The organism is Rhizobium sp. R635 (genome assembly GCF_002211285.1).
Lineage (GTDB): Bacteria > Pseudomonadota > Alphaproteobacteria > Rhizobiales > Rhizobiaceae > Rhizobium.
Genome location: NZ_LOKX01000023.1, coordinates 169,431 through 186,675 on the forward strand (window position 1 = coordinate 169,431; position 17,245 = coordinate 186,675).

Below are 17,245 nucleotides of genomic sequence, written 5' to 3' on the forward strand. Positions count from 1 at the left end.
CATGACCAGAAAGCTCATCATCCGTGTTCTGCTTTGCTCGACCTTTCTCGCCGGCTCAGGGGCGATCCTGCAGAGTTGCATTTTCGATCCGGGCACCCAGACCCTGTTCAGCAGTCAAGAGCCGACCAGCCAGCAGTCTGTCAGGAAACAGACTCCAGCGGTCAGAAAGGTAGCCGCGCCGGGCAATCAAACGACTTTTGGCCGCTCAGGTAATGATTCCGGTTCGAGCTCATCCGGTTCGGGCGGGTCTTCCGGCTCTAGCGGTTCCTCTGGTTCCAGCAGCTCCTCGGGTTCAAGCAGTTCTTCCAGCTCGAGCAGTTCCTCTAGCTCTTCCTCCAGTTCGAGCTCCACCGGCGGTTCGTGGTCGGATCGCCGCCTGAAGACCGATATCCGTCGGCTCGGCACCTCGGCTCAAGGCATACCGGTCTATGTCTTCCGCTACATCTGGGGAGGCCCGATGTTCGTCGGCACGATGGCGCAGGATCTGCTGGCGATCAGGCCAGAGGCCGTCATCGAAACCGGATCGGGCTATTATATGGTCGATTACGACAAGCTCGATATCGCGATGATTTCGCTTCCGGGGGATGCATCTTCTCTGACGGCTGAAGCAGTGGTAGCGCTTGCGGGGCAGTCGGCTCGGATGCGCTCTTCAGACCACCGCCGGCAGCTTGCCTCCCAAACGGCACGCTGATCGAGAAGGCGAGCGTGTGCCATCTCCGAAGGACCGGGATACCCTGATGGGAAGCCCTCTCGTCATTCAGGCTGCGACCATTGTCGGAGGCATCGTCGGCATTGCGCTCTCGGCCTATCTGCGACTCGAGCCCGGCAAGGCGATGGCGTTTGCCTTGCTCTGCCTGCTTCTTGCCTGGATCGCCGCTGACGGCATACCAGCGGCGCGCCGGGCTTATGCATCGAGAACGAAGCGGGAGGAGGCCGGCACTGCCTTCTGGCGTCGTATCGGAACGAAGCTCGTCGGCCTCGCCGCGCTTTTCGGCATGGCCGTCATCGCCTGTTCGGTCTTTCCGTTTTTCACGCAATCGTCGGCAGTCCAATGGGTCATCGAGGCCAGCCATACGACCATCCCCATTTCTATCGCGCTTGCCATTGCCACCATTCTCTATGTCATGGCCACCGATCTGATCGCAGAAGAGCCCGACGATTATCTCAATCAGGTTGGGCGCGCAGTTTTGATGCAGGATTTTCGTGAGGAAGACGTGCTGTTCGCATTGCGCCTGCTTGCGATCAAATGCTTCTTTCTTGTGTTGATGTTCTCAGGCGGCATGAAGGGTGTTGCCGATCTCGTGGACAAGCCGGCATGGGCGTTTCCGCCGCTCTCGGCTGCCTGGTTCGAAGGCCTGATGCGGCTTGCCTTTCTTGTCGACATCGTGCTTGCGGCCGGCGGGTACATCGCCACCTTCAAGCTTTTCGGATGGCATGTCAGGGCGACGGAGACGACGGTCCTTGGCTGGCTCGTCTGCCTCATCTGCTACGAGCCGTTTTTTCCCGTGATTTCACAGGCCTTTGTCCCTTATGGCGAAGGGCCAGGTTGGGAAAGCGTGATACCGGAGGGATCGGCGGCGTTTATTCTCTGGAGCTCGGCGACGCTGCTTTGTACTCTGGTTTATGTCTGGGCAACCATCGCCTTCGGGCCGCGCTTCTCCAATCTCACCCATCGCGGCATCATCACGTCAGGCCCCTACCGCTTCATCAAACATCCGGCCTATGTCTCGAAGAACATCGCCTGGTGGCTGTTTGCGCTTCCGGGCTTTATCGCCAGCGGCCTCACTGAGGGACTTGCGCGGGCCGGTATGCTTGCGATTGTCAGCCTTATCTATCTGCTGCGCGCACGCGCCGAGGAGCGCATGCTCAGCAAAGATCCAGCCTATCGGGATTATGCGGCACGCGTAGCCGCACATGGCCTTCTGGCGATGGCGAAGCGGCGGTTGGCATCACGACCCGCGGCGTGAGACTGCTCAGCCATCCAGCCCCTTGAAGCGCACCGGCTGGTAGCCGCGCATCAGCAGGCTGCCGAGCGAATAGGTGTTGCGGCAGACGCGGCCCTTGCAGGCGTTCGGCGAGGCCTCCATCACCTCCACCTTCTTGTCATCCGTGAAGCGCATGAACAGCAGGACGTGCGAGCCCGGCTTGTTCAGCGCGTCACCCGGGCGCATCGACCAGGGGTCGGAGAGGCGCTTGGTGATCCCGGGCATGGCGCGCGTCGACACATGCATCTTCAGGCCCCAGGCGTCGCTGACGAAGCCGGAGCAATCGACGCCGAGAATGTTGGATTGCGGCGCGCTCTTGGTGCAGACATTGCCGGCGGTCTGGCCTTTTTCAACGCCGCTGATGAAACCCTCGAGCGGCGTCTTGCAGCCCCAGCAGTAAGGGACGCCCTTTACCGTCTGGCCGCGCTTGCCGATCAGGTAGATCGGGCGGCGCAGCCGGTTCATGTTGGCGCAGCCCGGTCCGGGATCTCCGCCGTAGGCCGTCGGCGTTACCAGCCAGTTCAGAGTCTCGAAGCCGATGGCGCGCTCGATGACGTCGCCCCGCGATTTCGGCACGATCGCGACCTTCGGCGCCTTGCCGGGCTTGCCTGTGTTCAGCGGCTTTGCGGGTTTGGCGACGGCGAGCTTGCGGCCGGGCTCGCGCCCGTCGAGTTTCAGCACCTGCGCCCGGCTTTCCTGCGAACGGAGAAAGAGCACGTCGCCGCGCGGGCCGATCGCGACGAAGCGCCTTGAAAATACCGTGCCGGCTTCGATCGGCAGGTCGTAGACGCGGTCCATCGCTCCGTTCGGCGTAAAGCGCACGACCAGCATGCCGGTACGATCGGGCCGGTCGGCGGGTACGAGTTCGACCAGCGCATAGGGCCTGCCTGTCGTATCGATGTCGAGAAGCTCGACGGTGCCGATCCGTCCATCGGAGGCGAGCTGCAGCGAGAGGAAATTCTCTTCCGAACTGCTGCGCCGAAGCAGGATTTCCGCCTTGTCGTTCGTAGACGAGACTTCCGCGACAATATCGCCGAGCCCGCGGCTCGGCACATATTGGATGACGGGGGGGCGAGCCTCGGGCCGGCTGGTGCTGCGGCCGATCTCGTCGATGATGCTGTTCAGCGGCCCCGGCGGCACCGATCCCATCGAGGCAAAGACCGAGCGTGTGTAGTCGTCGGCATCGCCGCCATCGACGGCGCGCAGCGTCTGCGACCGGCCGTCGGCATCGGTAGAACGCTCGAGCGGCACGATGCCATCCGACCAGAGATAGAGTTCGTTATGGACGACGGCGAGATCCTCCGGCGCGGCATTCTCCGGCAGCGGCAGGATTTCCGGATCGGCCTGCGAGCGCTCGGCATCGACGGCAAGCACCCGGCCGTTGTTCTGGTCGAGGATGTAGATGGTGCCGTCGTCGCCGACGGTGATCGCCGCAGGCCCGGATGCCTCCACTTCCTCGCCGGCGGAGATGATCCCGACCGAACGCGCACCGTCGCCGCTGCGAAGCTCGATCATCACAGTGTCTTTGGCGAAAATCGGCGAGGCGACCGCAAGTGCCGCGGCAAACAGAATATGCGACCCTGAACTACGCATTGCCTCGACCCCCGAAAGACCGTCAAGTCCTTAAAATGTTAGGATAGATGCGCCTCCTCAGCAAGCCGTTGCTTTCCAAACGATTTGGAGATCTGCCCCGGCGATAGTACAAGTTCATCGTCTCGAAGTTTTGCTGGCAGGGAATGCTTATGCTGGAATGGAACGGTGACGAATTGGCGCTCGATGTCAGCCTGCTGGAGCAGGTGCGCGCGGCCAGAATAGGCTTCTCCGATCGCGTCTGCGCGGCCTCGGCCAGCACGGACGAGAAGCATCTGGCGCAGCTGCGCTCCGAGCCGACCTATCTGATGGCCGAGTTCCTCTATTCCATGAAAGTCTTCGGTATCAACACTGCCGAGGATATCGAGCGTTTCGCCGATCTGCACAACGACTATGTGGTTTCGCTCACCCGCGATCCGGCCAAGCTGCAGCGCCTGGGGCTTTCACAGGATCGCGCGCTCGCCTCGATGTTCACGGCCGACACCAAGCCGCGGCTGATCCAGAACTGGGCGGAAAAGGCAGGGGCGATCGACCAGTCCAATCTCGCCCGTTTCCTCGTCGCCGTCATGTCGAGCGAGACCTGCCGCAAGACGCTGATCGATTTCGAGACGGCGGGCTTCATGCAGCGCAAGCGCTCGCCCTACGGCACCATGGTCGTCTGGTCGACCGGCAAGATCGAGGAGATCTTCGGCGAGATGCTGCGCAATCTCCGCCTCGGCCTGCAGCAGATGAAGATCCTTTGATATCGGTGGCCGGCCGATTTCAACCCTCCCAATCGATTGGCACCGAGCGCCGTTGCCTTCCTTCTGGCCTCTCCCTATTGTCGTCGTGACTGCCGTACTGGCCCATCAGCTCGATAACGGATTGACGACCATGACGAAATCCCGGCTCATAACCCTGTCGATCGGCCTTCTCCTGGCGCTTGAGATGCCCGGGCTTGGCTATGCCGGGCCGGTCGAGGATGCGCTTGCGGCGCGCAATCCCGCGCTCGCGGCACTGCGCCAGCATGACGAAAAGGCCTTTGCCTCAGCTGTCGCGATCATCGCCGAGCATGAACGCGCCGAGGGTCTGACGCCCGGCGAAAGCAAGCTGCCGGATGCGACTTCGCCCGGCCGCGACATGGGCGCGGGCGCCGGCAAGGAATTCACATCGGACAATCCGGATATTCTTTGGCTCTATAATTCCTCGCCGGAGGGTATGAGCGACCTGATCTCGATTTTGAAATCGGCAGGCCAGAAACCCAAGAACTAACATTCTTTCAGCAGTCGAACGGACTATAGAGAGCGGCGGATATTGCCGATCGCGAGTCTTGCTCACGTCTTTGCCCCGCCGGTTTCTTCGAGGCTCCAAATAATTTGTAACCCTCCCTCAAGCAAGACAGCCAAAGCCATCCCAATTTCGCCGGTCAGTGCTATTCTCATCTTCAAGACAGTGTGAGATTGTTCGAAGAGGGAGGTTTTCCAATGCTGAACCGCAAAGCCATCCTAGCCGCAGCCACATTCCTTTCGCTTTTTTCGATGGTTCCCGCCGTCGAGGCACAGAACGAACGCACACTCACCGAAGCGCCGGCCCAGAGCGGGCCAGTCAGCATTACCTTCGACCGCGCGGAAGCCAAATATGCCATCGGCGAAGTCGTCGGCCTCTTCATCCAATCGACCGAAAATGCCTATGTCACGGTGCTGAACGTTTCGCCGAACGGCGCCGTCGTGAAGCTTTTCCCGAACAAGTACCAGACCGATGCGCTGGTCGCCCCCGGCAAGCGCGTTCAGGTGCCCGATCCCGCCAGCGGCGCCAGGCTGCAGGTTTCCGGCCCGGTCGGCCAGGAGCAGATCAAGGTCTTCTATTCCTCCAAACCACTGACCATCTTCGCCGATCTCGGCGGCAGCGGCAGCGGTATGTTCCGCTCCATCGACGGCGGCATGGACGCCGTTTCCCGCAGTCTCGAAGAAGCCCGAAGCCTCGGCACGAAGATCAGCAGCAAGACGCTGATGCTGACGACGGTCGACAGCATGGCTGCCGTTCCGCCCGTCGCCGTCGCACCGGCCGCAAAGCCGGCCCCCGCAGCCAAACCCGCACCGGTCGAACAGGCTGCAAAGCCGCCGAAACCGGCCGCCGCTCCGAAACCGAAGCCTGTCGTGAAACAGGAGGTCGCCAAGAAGCCGGAACCGGCGATCGAAAAGCCGAAGAAGCCGGCTCCGAAGCCCGTGGAGCAGGCAACCTCGCAGCCGCCGAAGAAATACAAGATCGTCACCAATCTGGCGCCCGGCCAGGAGCTTGCCGCCGATGAGCTGGAACTGATCGGCCCTGCCACCGGCAGCACGTCCAACCGGCCGGCGCAGTCGTCTCAATCGTCCCAGACGAAGATGCCGAAACTGCCGATGCCGCAGATCAAGATGCCGCAATTCAAGCTTCCCGGCGGCTTCGGTATCAAGATGCCGCAGATCAATCTCGGCCGCTCGGCCGAGCCGGAGGCTGCCGGCGAAAGCGAAGAATTCCAGATGGCGAATGCCGATACGCCTGTTTGCGACGCCCTTCTCGACAAACTCAATACCGCGGTTGCCGCTAAGGATATCAATGCCGCAGCGACGGAAGCCGATGCGATCGCCGTCAGCGCCGATTGCGGTCAGTTCCAGATCAACGCCCAGCGCCGCGTCGCAGCCCTTCGGCTCGCCGCAGCCCAGGAAATGATGGCCGCCGACAAGCCGGTCGCCGACTACGAACCGCTGCTGGTTGCCGCCGACAGCCCGCAGGTGCTCTGGCAGGCCTCCGCGACCCTCGGCGAGATCTATTTCTCAGCCCGCCGCTTTGCCGATGCCGCCGCCGATTATCAGCAGGCGATCGAGATCATCAAGAACGAGACCCGCACGCCGAAGGCGCCACCTGCGGACACCATCTCCGACCTCATCCAGCGCGCCGCCCAGGCCCGCATCCTTGCCGCCAACCCGACGAGCGACAATCCGCAAGGCAGCTTCGTGCCGGCGGAGAAGGATCACCGCAGCGGCGTGCTCGGCGGCATCTATTCGCAGAATGTGCGCGGCATCGTGCCGGTCTCCATTCCGGTTCCGATCACCTTCGATTTCGACAAGTCGACCTTCACCTCGATCGGCACGGAGGCCGCCCAGGAATTGCTGGAAGCGTTGAAGGAACAGAACCCCGGCCGCATCATCCTGATCGGCCACACCGACCGGCGCGGCGGCGACGAGTATAACCAGAAGCTCTCCGAGCGCCGCGCCCAGGCCGTCGCCGATTTCCTGAAGAGCCACGGCATCGATGCGACGATCGACGCCGAAGGCCGCGGCTCCTCCGAACCGGTGGACGTCACGGCGACGGCGAACCTCACCGAAGACGATATCGACGCGCTGAACCGCCGCGTCGAATGGCGCCGCGAATAGCTGGGCGAGGGGAGGTTTGGCCATGTCCGCATCCCGTTCCATGGCCGCAGCACTTGCCTTCCTTGCCATGACCGCGACCGATGGCTTGGCAAGGACGATCGAAGCTCCCTCACGCGGCACGGTCAGGGCTGTGTTGATCGGCATCGACCTCTATCGCAACGTTCCGCCGCTGCACGGCGCTGTCGCCGATGCCGAGGATCTTTCCCTGTCGCTGCGCTCGGTCGGCGTCGAGGACATGACGGTCCTGAAAAACGGCGCGGCCGATCGCGAGGGCATCTTCCGTGCGATCGAAGCCGTCACCGAAAGAGCGGGCGAGGGCGATCTCGTCGTCCTCGGCATCGCCGGCCATGGGTCGAGCGAGCCGGAACGCGTCAAGGGCTCGAAACCGAGCGGCCGCGACGAAGTCTATGTGCTTGCCGGCTTCGACACCCGACTGCCGGGATCGCGCGAGCGCATCTTCGGCGACGAATTCAAGGTGCTGATCCACAAGCTGGAGTCCAAGGGGGCCGATGTCCTCTTCATCGCCGATACCTGCCATGCCGGCGGCATGACCCGCAACGTCGATTCCCGCGGCGCCGAGATCACCTGGCGGCAGGCGCCTTCCTATACGATCGAGGAGGACGATCTCACGCCGATTTCGACCACGGCGGATGCGCTCTCCACCGGCTTCGATTACCAACGGCTGACCTTCCTTGCCGCCGTCGACGACAAGACCAAATCGCCGGAAATATCAATTCCCGGCATTCCCCAGAAGCGCGGCGCACTGAGCTATGCGACCGCTCGCGCCTTCGAGGGAGCCGCCGACCGCAACGGCGACGGCACCGTCAGCCGCCGCGAACTCTTCGAATATGTCCGCCAGTCCGTCTATCAATTCACCGACCAGCGGCAGAACGTCTTCACCGAAAGCCCGCTCGGAACCGATCTCGATCGTGTGGTCGTCTATCGTTACGAAGGGGCGGGGGCGCAGCCGGCGGCGGAAAAATCAAGCGTCCCGCCGCCGGCCGAGCCCGCGCCGATCAGCGTGGCCGCCCTTGGCTCCGACGCGCCGCTGCAGGGTATCGAGCCCGCCCTGACGCCGTTCAAGCTGGCTGATGCTGCGGATGCCGACCTCGTCTTCGACCCCCAAAAGCGTGAGGCGATTGCCGGCGGCGATGTCGTCGCTTCCGGCGTCGGCGCAGGCGACATGCCTTTCGTCGTCGACCGGATGGCCGCGCTCGACACGCTGAAGCGACTGTCCGAGACAAACCCGCAGACCGTGCGTGTCACACCTTCCGATGCCGTCCATCGCGACGGCGAACGCGTCGGCGTCACGATCTCGGATTTATCAGGCCGCAAGCTCGTGCTCTTCGATATCACCGGCGATGGAACCGTGCAGTTCCTCTATCCCGGCGAGAGAGAGGTCGATGCCGAGATGTCGGCAACCTTCGATCTCGATCTTTCCGTCGTCGCCCCCTTCGGTACCGACCTGCTCGTCGCCGTCACCTCTGAAACCCCGATGCCCGCCCTCGTGGAATTCCTGAAACAGAACGACAGGCGCCGCACCGCCGGCAATATCGCCAAACGTCTCGGCGAATTCCTGCCCGAGGGCGCGCGCGTCGGATTTACGGTCCTCTATACCTCCGCCGGAGCCAAGCTATGAGCACGTCGATCAGCAGGGTCCTCAACATTGCGGCTGTCACAATGCTTCTGGCCTCGCCGGTGCTCGCGCAGCAGGATACTGATTTCGCCGGCGAGGATGGCGGGCGCGTCATCGGCGGCCAGGCGGCGAAGAAGGGCAAATGGCCCTGGCAGGTGAAGATCCTGGCGCCCGATCCCGAACAGCGCGGCCGCTTCGGCGGCCATTGCGGCGGTTCGCTGATCGCGCCGCGCTGGATCTTGACGGCCGCCCATTGCGTCACCAGCGGCCGCTCCGGCAAGCAGGATCTCTTCGCCCGCGACCTCTTGATCGTCGAAGGCAAATCGAAGATCGACAAGGTGATATCAGTCGACGGGCCTGACAAGCCGGGCCTTGGCGTGGAGGACGTGATCATCCACGAGGATTTCGACCGCAAGGTCTTCGCCAACGACATCGCTCTCATCAAGCTTACCAAGCCCGCCGTCTCCAAGCCCGTAATTCTCGCCTCCGCTGGGGATGAACAGGTGGAAGCCGCCGGCCGCACAGCCGTCGTCACAGGCTGGGGCTACACCAAGGCCGATCACGGCTGGGACGACAAATACCTGCCGACCGAGCTGCAGGAGGTCGAGCTGCCGATCGTCTCGCGCGAGGACTGCCGTGCTGCCTATCGCGAGAGCTCGATGCGCATGAACCCGATCGACGAGCGCAATGTCTGCGCCGGTTATGCCGAAGGCGGCAAGGATGCCTGCCAGGGTGACAGCGGCGGCCCGCTGGTCGCCCAGCGCCTGGACAAGAAATGGATACAGCTCGGCGTCGTCAGCTGGGGCGCCGGCTGCGCCGAGGCCGAACATTACGGCGTCTATACCCGCGTTGCCGCCTTCCGCGGCTGGATCGCCGCCAAGACGGATGGCGACGTGCCCGATACCGAGGGGCCGGCTGCCGGCGACCAGGTCGCTTCGACAACCACGGCCGACGCGGCAACGAAGCAGAAGCCGTCCGGGCAGGAAGAGGCAAACCTCGGCATCGTCACCCCACCAGCCGGTGATACGGCGCCGGCCGACACGACCGAAACACCCGCTGACAAGCCCGTCGCCGACGAACCCGCCGTCCAGCCGCCCGTTGTCCAGACGCCGGCGATCCAAAGCTCACCCGGCGACCGAGCCCTGCTGATCGGCATCGACGACTACGAGATGCGCGAGGCGAAGCTGACGGGATCGGCGACCGACGTGAAGGCAATGCAGCTCTTCCTCGTCAAGACGCTTTCCTATCGCCCGGAACAGATCCACACTTTGACCAACCGCAAGGCAGGCCGCGAGGCGATCCTTGCCGAAATCGACGACTGGCTGGTCCGCCAGTCGACGCCCGGAAGCCGCGTTTTTCTCTATTTCAGCGGCCAGGGCTCGGAGGAAATGGGAGCGGAAGCAACGACGAGCCCGACGCTGGTTGCCGCCGATGCGAAGCTGGTGCGCGAGAACGGCAAGGTCACCGTCACCAACCAGATCCGCGAGACCGAAATCGCCGCCCGGCTGAATAGCCTTAAGGACCGCCGCGTCACGCTGCTGATCGACGCCTGCCATGTCGGCCCCGGCAGCCGCAGTGCGGTGGCCGCGCCGGGCAGCGGTTCCGTGCGTTGTCTTGGCCCGGCGCTGGCGGCGCTCGAGCCGCCGAACAAATCCGGCAAGGAAGCTAAATTCTCCTTCGGCGGTGAAACGGCAATGGTCTGGTCTGCCGTCAATGCGGGGCAGTGGGCATTGGTCGACCGGGACGCCAAGCCGGCGGCCGGTGTCTTCACCCGCCGCTTCATCGAGGGCGTGCAGGAAGGGGTCGCGCGCGCCGCCGACAAACCGAATGTCAGCAATGCGGCCCTGCTCGATTACGTCAGGCGGAAATCCGACGAATATTGCCGGGCGCATGCCGAGGACTGCCGCTTCACGCCGGTGCCGCAATTTTACGGCCTGCCGGATGCGCTCGGGCGCGACGTCGTTACCGGCGAGGAGGCAAAGACGCCGGTCGCCGCCGTCGAAAACACTTTGAAGACCGACAACGAGGCGGGCGTTGCCGTCGACGTGCTGCCCGGCACCTCGGTCAGCATCGGCGACAAGGTGGCGATGCGCGTCTCCACCAAGAAGCCAGGCTACCTGATCCTGGTCGATATCGATGCCTCGGGCAAGCTGACCCAGCTTTACCCGAACAAGCGCTCGATGGGCCTGAAGCCGAATGCCAAGGGCGGCGACAACCGGCTCGATCCGGCAAGGCCCGTGGTCGTGCCCGACGCGCGCAACCCCTATATCGGTTTCGAATATCAGGTGGAGGGGCCGGCCGGCGTCGGCATGGTCGTCGCCATCCTCAGCGACAAGCCGATCGAAGTGCTCGACCTTCCCGACGTGCCGACACCGCTCGTCGGCCAGCGCGCCGCCTTCAACTATGTCTACGACCTTGCCCGAAGCCTCAGGATCGTCGGCGACGACGAGACCGGCGCCCAGAGCAAATGGTCGTTCGATTCCAAATTCTATCGCATCCGCTAACAGAGGAGCGAACCATGTCGAAATCCATCCTGCTGGCGGGGCTCGAGCTGCGCACGTTTGCTGGAATTGCTCTAGCCGCTTCCCTGATGGCACTCGCACCCGCGCACGCCGGCGAGGCCTCTGACAGCAAGACGATCCTTGCCGCGCAGGCCGGGCTTGCCGCCGATCTGATCGACCGCACGCTGGCGAAGGAAGGGGCGGCAAACATCATGGTCTCGCCGGCAAGCCTTGCCGCGGCACTTGGTCTTGCGAGCCTCGGCGCCTCGGAGGAAGGCAAGGCGGCGATCGCCAAAGGCCTCGGCTTCGGCGGTTCGGCGAAGGGACCGGAGAAGGTGCTCGACGCGATGACCTCCGAGACGCCGCCCACCGCGGATGCGCCGCTCGCGACCGGGGTCACGATCGTCTTCGACGACAAGCTGGTGCTCGCCCCCGATGCGCTTTCCATGCTCGCCGGCCACCGCATCAAACCCACGATCGAGGATCTGGACGGACCGAAATCCGTCGAGCACATCAATGGCTGGGTCAGGCAGGCGACGCGGGACGCCATTCCGGCGATCCTCGATGCGCCGCCCGGCGGCGGCTTCATCAGCCTCGGCGCGCTCTCCTTCAAGGCCCGCTGGAAAACCTCTTTCGAGGCTCAGAGCCCCGCGGCTCCCTTCCGGCGGCCTGATGGTTCGACGACCTCGGTTCCGATGATGCATCTTGCCGGCGACGGGCAGAAATTCCGCTTCGACGACAATTTCGCCGCCGTCGACCTTGCCTATGCGGGCGAGACTTACCGCATGGTCGTGATCGCGGCGCGCTCCGGCAAGGGCGTCGGCGGTTCCGACCTGAAGGCCCTTGCCTCCTGGCTTCAGGGCGAGAAATTCGAACCCTGCAAGGGCGAAATCTTCCTTCCCCGCTTTTCGCTGAACGATGGGCGTGATTTGATGCCGGTACTCGATGCGATGGGACTGGCGCCTGAAAAGGCCAAGGATGCGGCCTTTCCAGGGTTTACCAAGGAAAACATAAGCTTGTCACGCGTCCTGCAGAAGACGATGATCAAGGTCGACGAAAACGGCACGGAAGCGGCGGCGGCAACGGCCGTGATCACCGAGCGGAGCATCGATCCGAAACTCGTGCGCGTGATGGCCGATGCCCGCTTCGCCTTCGCGCTTCGGGATACCAAGACCGGCCTGCTCTTGGCCGCAGGCCTTATCGGCGATCCATTACTGGCAGGCGAATAGCAATCGTTTCAGACATAAGATGATCGCAGGGGGACAAGTGCATGAGAAGTGATCTGATCGCCCGCTACACGATCGGCGAGCCGGTCTATGAGAACGAGTTCATCGTCTATCCCGCCGAGGATAAGCGAATGGACCGTTCGGTCTTCATCGTCGCGCCCGATGTGGCGCTGAAACTGGACAAAGCCCGTTTCGAGCGGGTCTGGACCTCGGTCAACGAGGCGAAATCGCTGACCGCGCGGCGTTTCGTCGAAATCGAGGACCTCATCCCTCCATCGCCGGAAGACGACAATTTCTATATCGTCGAAAAGCGGCCGTCGAAGACGCTGCACCAGTATCTCGACGAAGTAGAGATGGTGGCGCACGATCGCGCCGTCGAAATCGGCCGCCACATCCTGGAGGGGCTGGCGACGCTGCATGGCGCCGGCTACGCCCACAATGCGCTGACGGACCAGTGCATCTACGTATCGGAGGATTATTCCGGCCTCTCGGTCAGGATCGGCAACCTGCACCTGATTTCCAAAATCGGCGAGCACATCATCCCGCCCTACGTGCCGGAATTCGGCGCGCCGGAGATCTATGCGAGCGGCACCTTCTCCGCCTCCGCGGCGCTCGATATCTATGCGATGGGCATGATCGCCTACAAGCTCTTCCTGCCGCGCCAGACCTATGCCAGCGTCTTCGACAGCGTCATGGTCTGGGAGGACGAACACCAGCGCGAGCAGAGCTGGAAGAATATCCATCTCGACCCTTCCAATATCTTCCCACGCCTCGACGTGCTGATCCCCGGCTTCCCCGAGGGGCTTGCCAGCCTGATCGAAAGGATGCTGAGCCGCGACCCCGCCGCCCGCCCGCGCATGGGCGCCGATGCGCTCGGCGAATATACCCGTGTGACGACGGGCCTGCAGGCGATGACATGGGATCCGCGCGGCGGCATGCCGCAGCAGCCGGAAGCGCCGAAGCCGAAGAAGTGGACGCCTGCCAAGCTCGCGATGATCGGCGCATTGGTGCTGATCTGCATCGGGGTCGGCGTCGTCACCATCCCGAAACTGCTGGCGCCGGACCCGAAACTCGTCGCCGATGTCGGCACCTGGAAGAAAGAGGCCGAAAGCCGCAAGGAGAAGGCAATCGCCGCCAAGGCGCCGGAGCGTCCGGCCAGTGACGAGGCGAAGCTTTCCTACGACACGGGCGCAACGGCGCTAACATCCGCCGATGCGCTGCTGAAAGACGAAGACTATGAGCAGGCGCTTCCGGGCTACCAGAAAGCCGCCATCAGCCTCGGCAAGGCGCTGATCGCCATTTCGAAGGAAAATGCCGAGAAGGCGAGGGCCGCAGCTTCCGCCGCAGGCGGCGACAAGGCTCCGGCTTTTGCCGAAGCCGACACGAAAATGAAGGCCGCCGCCGACAGCGCGGCCGCCCAGCAGATGCACGGCGCGGTCGGCGGCTACGACGCAGCCAAGACTGGTTTCGACGACCTCGCCAAGGCGCTCAACGCGCTCACGGCAGCGGAAAAGGACGCGGCGGCCAAGCGCGACACCGCCAACCGCGTCGGCGCCGGCGATAGCCCCGACTTTACCAAGGCGAACGGGCTGATGGCGGACGCCAAGACCAAGGGCGAGCAATGGCAGATGCCGGCGGCCATGGCAGGCTATGGCGATGCGACTAAGCTGTTCGACGCGCTGATCGCCGATGTCATGGCGGCCAAGGACGAGGCGACGGCGCTGAAGCAGAAGGTCGCCGACCTCTATACCTCGATCGAGACGCGGGCTGGTGCCGCCGATCCGACGCTTACGGCAATCCAGCCGAAGCTCGGCGAAGCCGATGGCCGCTACACCGCCGAGGCCTATAAGCTCGCCATCGCAGCCTACCAGCCGATCCTTGCCGATCTCGAAGCGCTGTCGGCGCGCGGTTTCTGCCCCGTTTCGCCGAAGCTTGCCTTTGAGACCGTCCCGGCGGGAAACTATCCTCTCGACAATGTCAGGCTGATGACCTCCTCCTTGCAGGAGCTTGGCGGCATGCTCGGCGTTGCCAACGGCGCAGTTAAGGTGGAAAAGTCCTTCTGCATGCAGACGAGAGCCGTCACCCGCGCCGAGATGGCGGAATATTACACCGCCAACTCCGACCCCGCCGCCGCCCAGGCCTATGCCGACAATCCGCAGCAGCCGGCCGACGACGTGCCGCTCGCCGTGGCGCAGAACTATACCGCCTGGCTGTCGAAGCAACTGAACGCACCCGTCCACCTGCCGTCGGCGACGGAATGGATGGCAAGTGCGGCGAAAATCCCGACGGAAAAGCTCCCGGATAACGGCGACATCATCCTGCAATGGAGCGCCACCCCCTGCGAAGCCGGCGGCAACGTCGCCTTCATGGCGCAGGAGGGCTCGACCTTCGTGGTCTGCTCGGATGCGTCGGCGGGGGGCATCTTCCGGGTTACCGCGGAATTGCGGTGAGCGAGCAACCATGTCCAGTGGCGATTTTCTGAGATCAATGCGACAGGTATTGGTATAAATATTTGGGGGCCACGTTGTTTTTCTCACACGCAACTCGTTATGCTGCGATTCTCACGTTAATATTTGCCGTATTCAGGGTCGGTGTTGCATTTGCAATCGCAGCCGGATTTATTGGACCGCCTGAAGTCTTCGTCCCCCGCTACTTGGGCAATACCACTACAGGCGATGCAATTGATCAGGGCGTGTACGTTATAGCAATAGCTTTGGCGCTTGGGACGCTTGCGGAAATCGCGCTCACAATTCAAAGGGCTAGGCTTTAACGGCCTCAACCTCTTGGTTCATGTAGTCGGCGCTGCTTAGGTGTCCGTATTCCGAAACGCTCCGCAAGCAGACCAGCCGCCAAGGCTTGAAAGGCCTCGACCGCCTTCGGCAATACGCTTTGCGGGTTTTCGCTCGCGGCAATCCAGAGAGCGGCATTGAGGGCCGCCCCGCTGAGCAGCCGGGCCGCCGCCTCCGCGTCAAGCGGCTTGAGGATGCCTCGTGCGATGAGCCGCTCCACAGCGCTTTTGGTCACCTGTAGACAATTGTTCTGGCTGGGCCACTGCGAGGGGTCACCCAATACCGCAGGCCCGTCGAGCAGAACGATGCGCTGGACTTCCGGATTGAGCGCCATCTCGATATAGGCCGCACCCTCTGCGAGCAGGCCCTCCCAATCGTTATCAGCCCGGGCTCCGATCTCTTTGGCGCGCGCCGCCATTTCGGTGTCGATCTGGTCGACGACCGCCGCCAGGAGCCCGCGCTTGTCTCCGAAATTGTGGTAAAGCGCCCCGCGTGTCAGGCCAGCATCCGCCGTCAGCTCGTCCATCGACGCCGAGGCGTACCCTTTTTCGGCAAAAGCCTTGCGCGCCGCCGCTATCAATTTGGCGCGGTTTTCCTGCATCGTTTCGCTGCGCGTTTTGCCCATTCAAACCTCCAATTCACATACCGAGCGTATATGAACTTGACATACGAAGCGTATGCCATTATTTCACATACGCACCGTATATCAAATGAAGAGCGAGCTTGTGAAGCACGACTCCGCTCTCATCTGCCGTCACCAACAACAAAGGGAGATCAGAATGCCCCAACGCGAAGCAATCTTTCCTGCCGGCAGGCACGCCCTTTACGAGGAGCACAGCTATTCCGCCGCGATCCGATCCGGTGATCTGCTGTTCGTATCAGGGCAGGTCGGCAGCCGTTCCGATGGAACCCCGGAACCGGATTTCGAACGCCAGGTGCGGCTCGCCTTTGAAAATCTAAAGGCCACGCTGAGCGCCGCGGGCTGCACGGTCGATGATATCGTCGACGTCACCAGCTTCCACACCGATCCTGAAAACCAGTTCGGAACCATCCTGGCGGTCAAGCAGGAGATTTTCAGCAAGCCGCCCTATCCGAACTGGACTGCGCTTGGCGTAAACTGGCTCGCCGGCTTCGACTTCGAGATAAAGGTCATCGCCCGCATTCCGGCAGGTCCGTAATATCGCCACCGGCTCGTCCGGCCGATGACGAGCAAGCCTGTTTGCCAGCAAACAACGTGTAGAACCAGCATCACCGCCGCGCCGGCGGCTTCACCGCCGCCCGCCGCTGCAGCGCGAAACGCGCGGCGGGGCAGTTGATGTCGGGCACGAGATCGTAGGTCTGCTGGTAGAGGCTCTGCGCCAGCGTGTTGTTGCCGCGGGTTTCCGAGGCGAGGGCCGCGAGTGCAGTGCGTTTGTAGGCCTCGACGATCGGCTCGGCGGCTTTCGCCAGTGCGGCGTCGTCGGCGGGTTCTGTTGCCAGCGAAAGGGCGGCATAGGTCGCATCGCCGTCGCGGCCGACGCGGCCGCCGACCGCGCCGTTGAAGCTCTGCTCGGAAACCTGGCGCATGCGCCGGGCGTTCTTGATGCATGTCGGGATGCGGGCGGCTTCCGCGTGGATGCGCTCGGCAGTCGGGCCGCCGTCCGCGCTGCCGCTATCGGAGAGGATCACGTAGGCGACGATGCCGACGATGGCGAGATAGGCGACACCCATGCCGGCGAGGAAGGCCGGCTGCTTGAGCAGCGGCTTCTTCGGCTTGCCGTCGGTTGTCTTGGCCGCCTCCTTCTTCAGCGCCTCCTTGGCGGGCGCCTTCTCCAGAAACTGGAATTCGACATCCTTGCCGAGACGGAAGCTGTCGCCGGTTTTCAGCGAAGCGGTCTGCAGCAGCGCCTCGCCGCGCAGCATGATCGGGTTCAGTCCCATCCGGCGTATGATGAAGCCGCCGTCGCTCTGCCGTTCGATGCGCGCATGGATCGGCGCCAGAAAGGGATCGTCGACGACGATATCGGCATTGCCGGCCCGGCCGATCGACATTTCCGGCCGGTCGAGCACGTGACTGCGGCTCTGGCCGCCAGGGCCGGTCTGCAGAAGGCTTGGTTTGTTTCCGCGAAAGAAGGAAAAGACCATGA

At 63.2% G+C, this 17,245-nt stretch carries 13 protein-coding genes; 10 read left to right on the forward strand and 3 right to left on the reverse strand.

What is annotated here, in order from left to right:
- Position 1 precedes the first annotated feature (1 nt).
- Together ATY78_RS28895 and ATY78_RS17530 are read left to right on the forward strand one after the other, a co-directional pair.
- Positions 2-691, forward strand: coding sequence for a tail fiber domain-containing protein (locus tag ATY78_RS28895; protein ID WP_245313591.1), 690 nt, complete (start codon positions 2-4; stop codon positions 689-691).
- Between the two features lie 16 nt (positions 692-707).
- Positions 708-1,967 carry an isoprenylcysteine carboxylmethyltransferase family protein gene (locus tag ATY78_RS17530; RefSeq protein WP_088683580.1) on the forward strand — a complete coding sequence of 420 codons (1,260 nt, stop codon included), beginning with the start codon at positions 708-710 and terminating at the stop codon, positions 1,965-1,967.
- Positions 1,968-1,973: 6 nt separating this feature from the next.
- On the opposite strand, the gene ATY78_RS17535 is transcribed toward ATY78_RS17530, so the two are convergent.
- Positions 1,974-3,578, reverse strand: coding sequence for a hypothetical protein (locus tag ATY78_RS17535; RefSeq protein WP_088683581.1), 1,605 nt, complete (start codon positions 3,576-3,578; stop codon positions 1,974-1,976).
- 149 nt (positions 3,579-3,727) lie between these two features.
- Between ATY78_RS17535 and ATY78_RS17540 the strand changes: the two genes are divergently transcribed.
- The 7 genes from ATY78_RS17540 (at position 3,728) to ATY78_RS17570 (ending at position 14,780) form a co-directional block, all read left to right on the forward strand.
- Positions 3,728-4,318 (forward strand): hypothetical protein, encoded by a 591-nt coding sequence (locus ATY78_RS17540; protein ID WP_088683582.1) that lies wholly within the window; start codon positions 3,728-3,730, stop codon positions 4,316-4,318.
- A 130-nt stretch (positions 4,319-4,448) separates the two neighbouring features.
- Entirely contained in the window at positions 4,449-4,826 is a 378-nt protein-coding gene (locus tag ATY78_RS17545) for a hypothetical protein (RefSeq protein WP_088683783.1), read from the forward strand.
- A 212-nt stretch (positions 4,827-5,038) separates the two neighbouring features.
- Complete coding sequence (locus ATY78_RS17550) at positions 5,039-6,967, forward strand: DUF4384 domain-containing protein (protein WP_088683583.1); 1,929 nt, start codon at positions 5,039-5,041, stop codon at positions 6,965-6,967.
- A 22-nt stretch (positions 6,968-6,989) separates the two neighbouring features.
- Positions 6,990-8,606, forward strand: coding sequence for a caspase family protein (locus tag ATY78_RS17555; protein WP_088683584.1), 1,617 nt, complete (start codon positions 6,990-6,992; stop codon positions 8,604-8,606).
- Positions 8,603-11,107, forward strand: a complete 2,505-nt coding sequence (locus ATY78_RS17560; protein WP_088683585.1) for a trypsin-like serine protease — start codon at positions 8,603-8,605, stop codon at positions 11,105-11,107. Before ATY78_RS17555 ends, ATY78_RS17560 begins: the two co-directional genes overlap by 4 nt.
- A 14-nt stretch (positions 11,108-11,121) precedes the next feature.
- A complete protein-coding gene (locus ATY78_RS17565; protein ID WP_088683586.1) occupies positions 11,122-12,333 on the forward strand; it encodes a serpin family protein in 1,212 nt (403 codons plus the stop codon).
- Positions 12,334-12,374: 41 nt separating this feature from the next.
- Positions 12,375-14,780, forward strand: a complete 2,406-nt coding sequence (locus tag ATY78_RS17570; protein ID WP_088683587.1) for a serine/threonine protein kinase — start codon at positions 12,375-12,377, stop codon at positions 14,778-14,780.
- A gap of 325 nt (positions 14,781-15,105) precedes the next feature.
- Here the strand turns inward: ATY78_RS17570 and ATY78_RS17575 are convergent, their stop codons facing one another.
- On the reverse strand, positions 15,106-15,744 hold the full coding sequence (locus ATY78_RS17575; protein ID WP_088683588.1) for a TetR/AcrR family transcriptional regulator: 639 nt from the start codon (positions 15,742-15,744) through the stop codon (positions 15,106-15,108).
- A gap of 154 nt (positions 15,745-15,898) precedes the next feature.
- Here ATY78_RS17575 and ATY78_RS17580 point away from each other — a divergent pair, with 154 nt between their 5' ends.
- Complete coding sequence (locus tag ATY78_RS17580; RefSeq protein ID WP_190237483.1) at positions 15,899-16,297, forward strand: RidA family protein; 399 nt, start codon at positions 15,899-15,901, stop codon at positions 16,295-16,297.
- A gap of 70 nt (positions 16,298-16,367) precedes the next feature.
- Here ATY78_RS17580 and ATY78_RS17585 read toward each other — a convergent pair whose 3' ends face one another.
- Positions 16,368-17,243 (reverse strand): FHA domain-containing protein, encoded by an 876-nt coding sequence (locus ATY78_RS17585; protein ID WP_088683590.1) that lies wholly within the window; start codon positions 17,241-17,243, stop codon positions 16,368-16,370.
- Between the last annotated feature and the right edge of the window lie 2 nt (positions 17,244-17,245).

Excerpts from the sequence above, each read along its gene's own strand:
- ATY78_RS28895 (WP_245313591.1), top strand. The coding sequence starts at position 2 with ATGACCAGAAAGCTCATCATCCGTGTTCTGCTTTGCTCGACCTTTCTC.
- ATY78_RS17535 (WP_088683581.1), bottom strand. The coding sequence starts at position 3,578 with ATGCGTAGTTCAGGGTCGCATATTCTGTTTGCCGCGGCACTTGCGGTC.
- ATY78_RS17540 (WP_088683582.1), top strand. The coding sequence starts at position 3,728 with ATGCTGGAATGGAACGGTGACGAATTGGCGCTCGATGTCAGCCTGCTG.
- ATY78_RS17545 (WP_088683783.1), top strand. The coding sequence starts at position 4,449 with ATGACGAAATCCCGGCTCATAACCCTGTCGATCGGCCTTCTCCTGGCG.
- ATY78_RS17550 (WP_088683583.1), top strand. The coding sequence starts at position 5,039 with ATGCTGAACCGCAAAGCCATCCTAGCCGCAGCCACATTCCTTTCGCTT.
- ATY78_RS17555 (WP_088683584.1), top strand. The coding sequence starts at position 6,990 with ATGTCCGCATCCCGTTCCATGGCCGCAGCACTTGCCTTCCTTGCCATG.
- ATY78_RS17560 (WP_088683585.1), top strand. The coding sequence starts at position 8,603 with ATGAGCACGTCGATCAGCAGGGTCCTCAACATTGCGGCTGTCACAATG.
- ATY78_RS17565 (WP_088683586.1), top strand. The coding sequence starts at position 11,122 with ATGTCGAAATCCATCCTGCTGGCGGGGCTCGAGCTGCGCACGTTTGCT.
- ATY78_RS17570 (WP_088683587.1), top strand. The coding sequence starts at position 12,375 with ATGAGAAGTGATCTGATCGCCCGCTACACGATCGGCGAGCCGGTCTAT.
- ATY78_RS17575 (WP_088683588.1), bottom strand. The coding sequence starts at position 15,744 with ATGGGCAAAACGCGCAGCGAAACGATGCAGGAAAACCGCGCCAAATTG.
- ATY78_RS17580 (WP_190237483.1), top strand. The coding sequence starts at position 15,899 with ATGCCCCAACGCGAAGCAATCTTTCCTGCCGGCAGGCACGCCCTTTAC.
- ATY78_RS17585 (WP_088683590.1), bottom strand. The coding sequence starts at position 17,243 with ATGGTCTTTTCCTTCTTTCGCGGAAACAAACCAAGCCTTCTGCAGACC.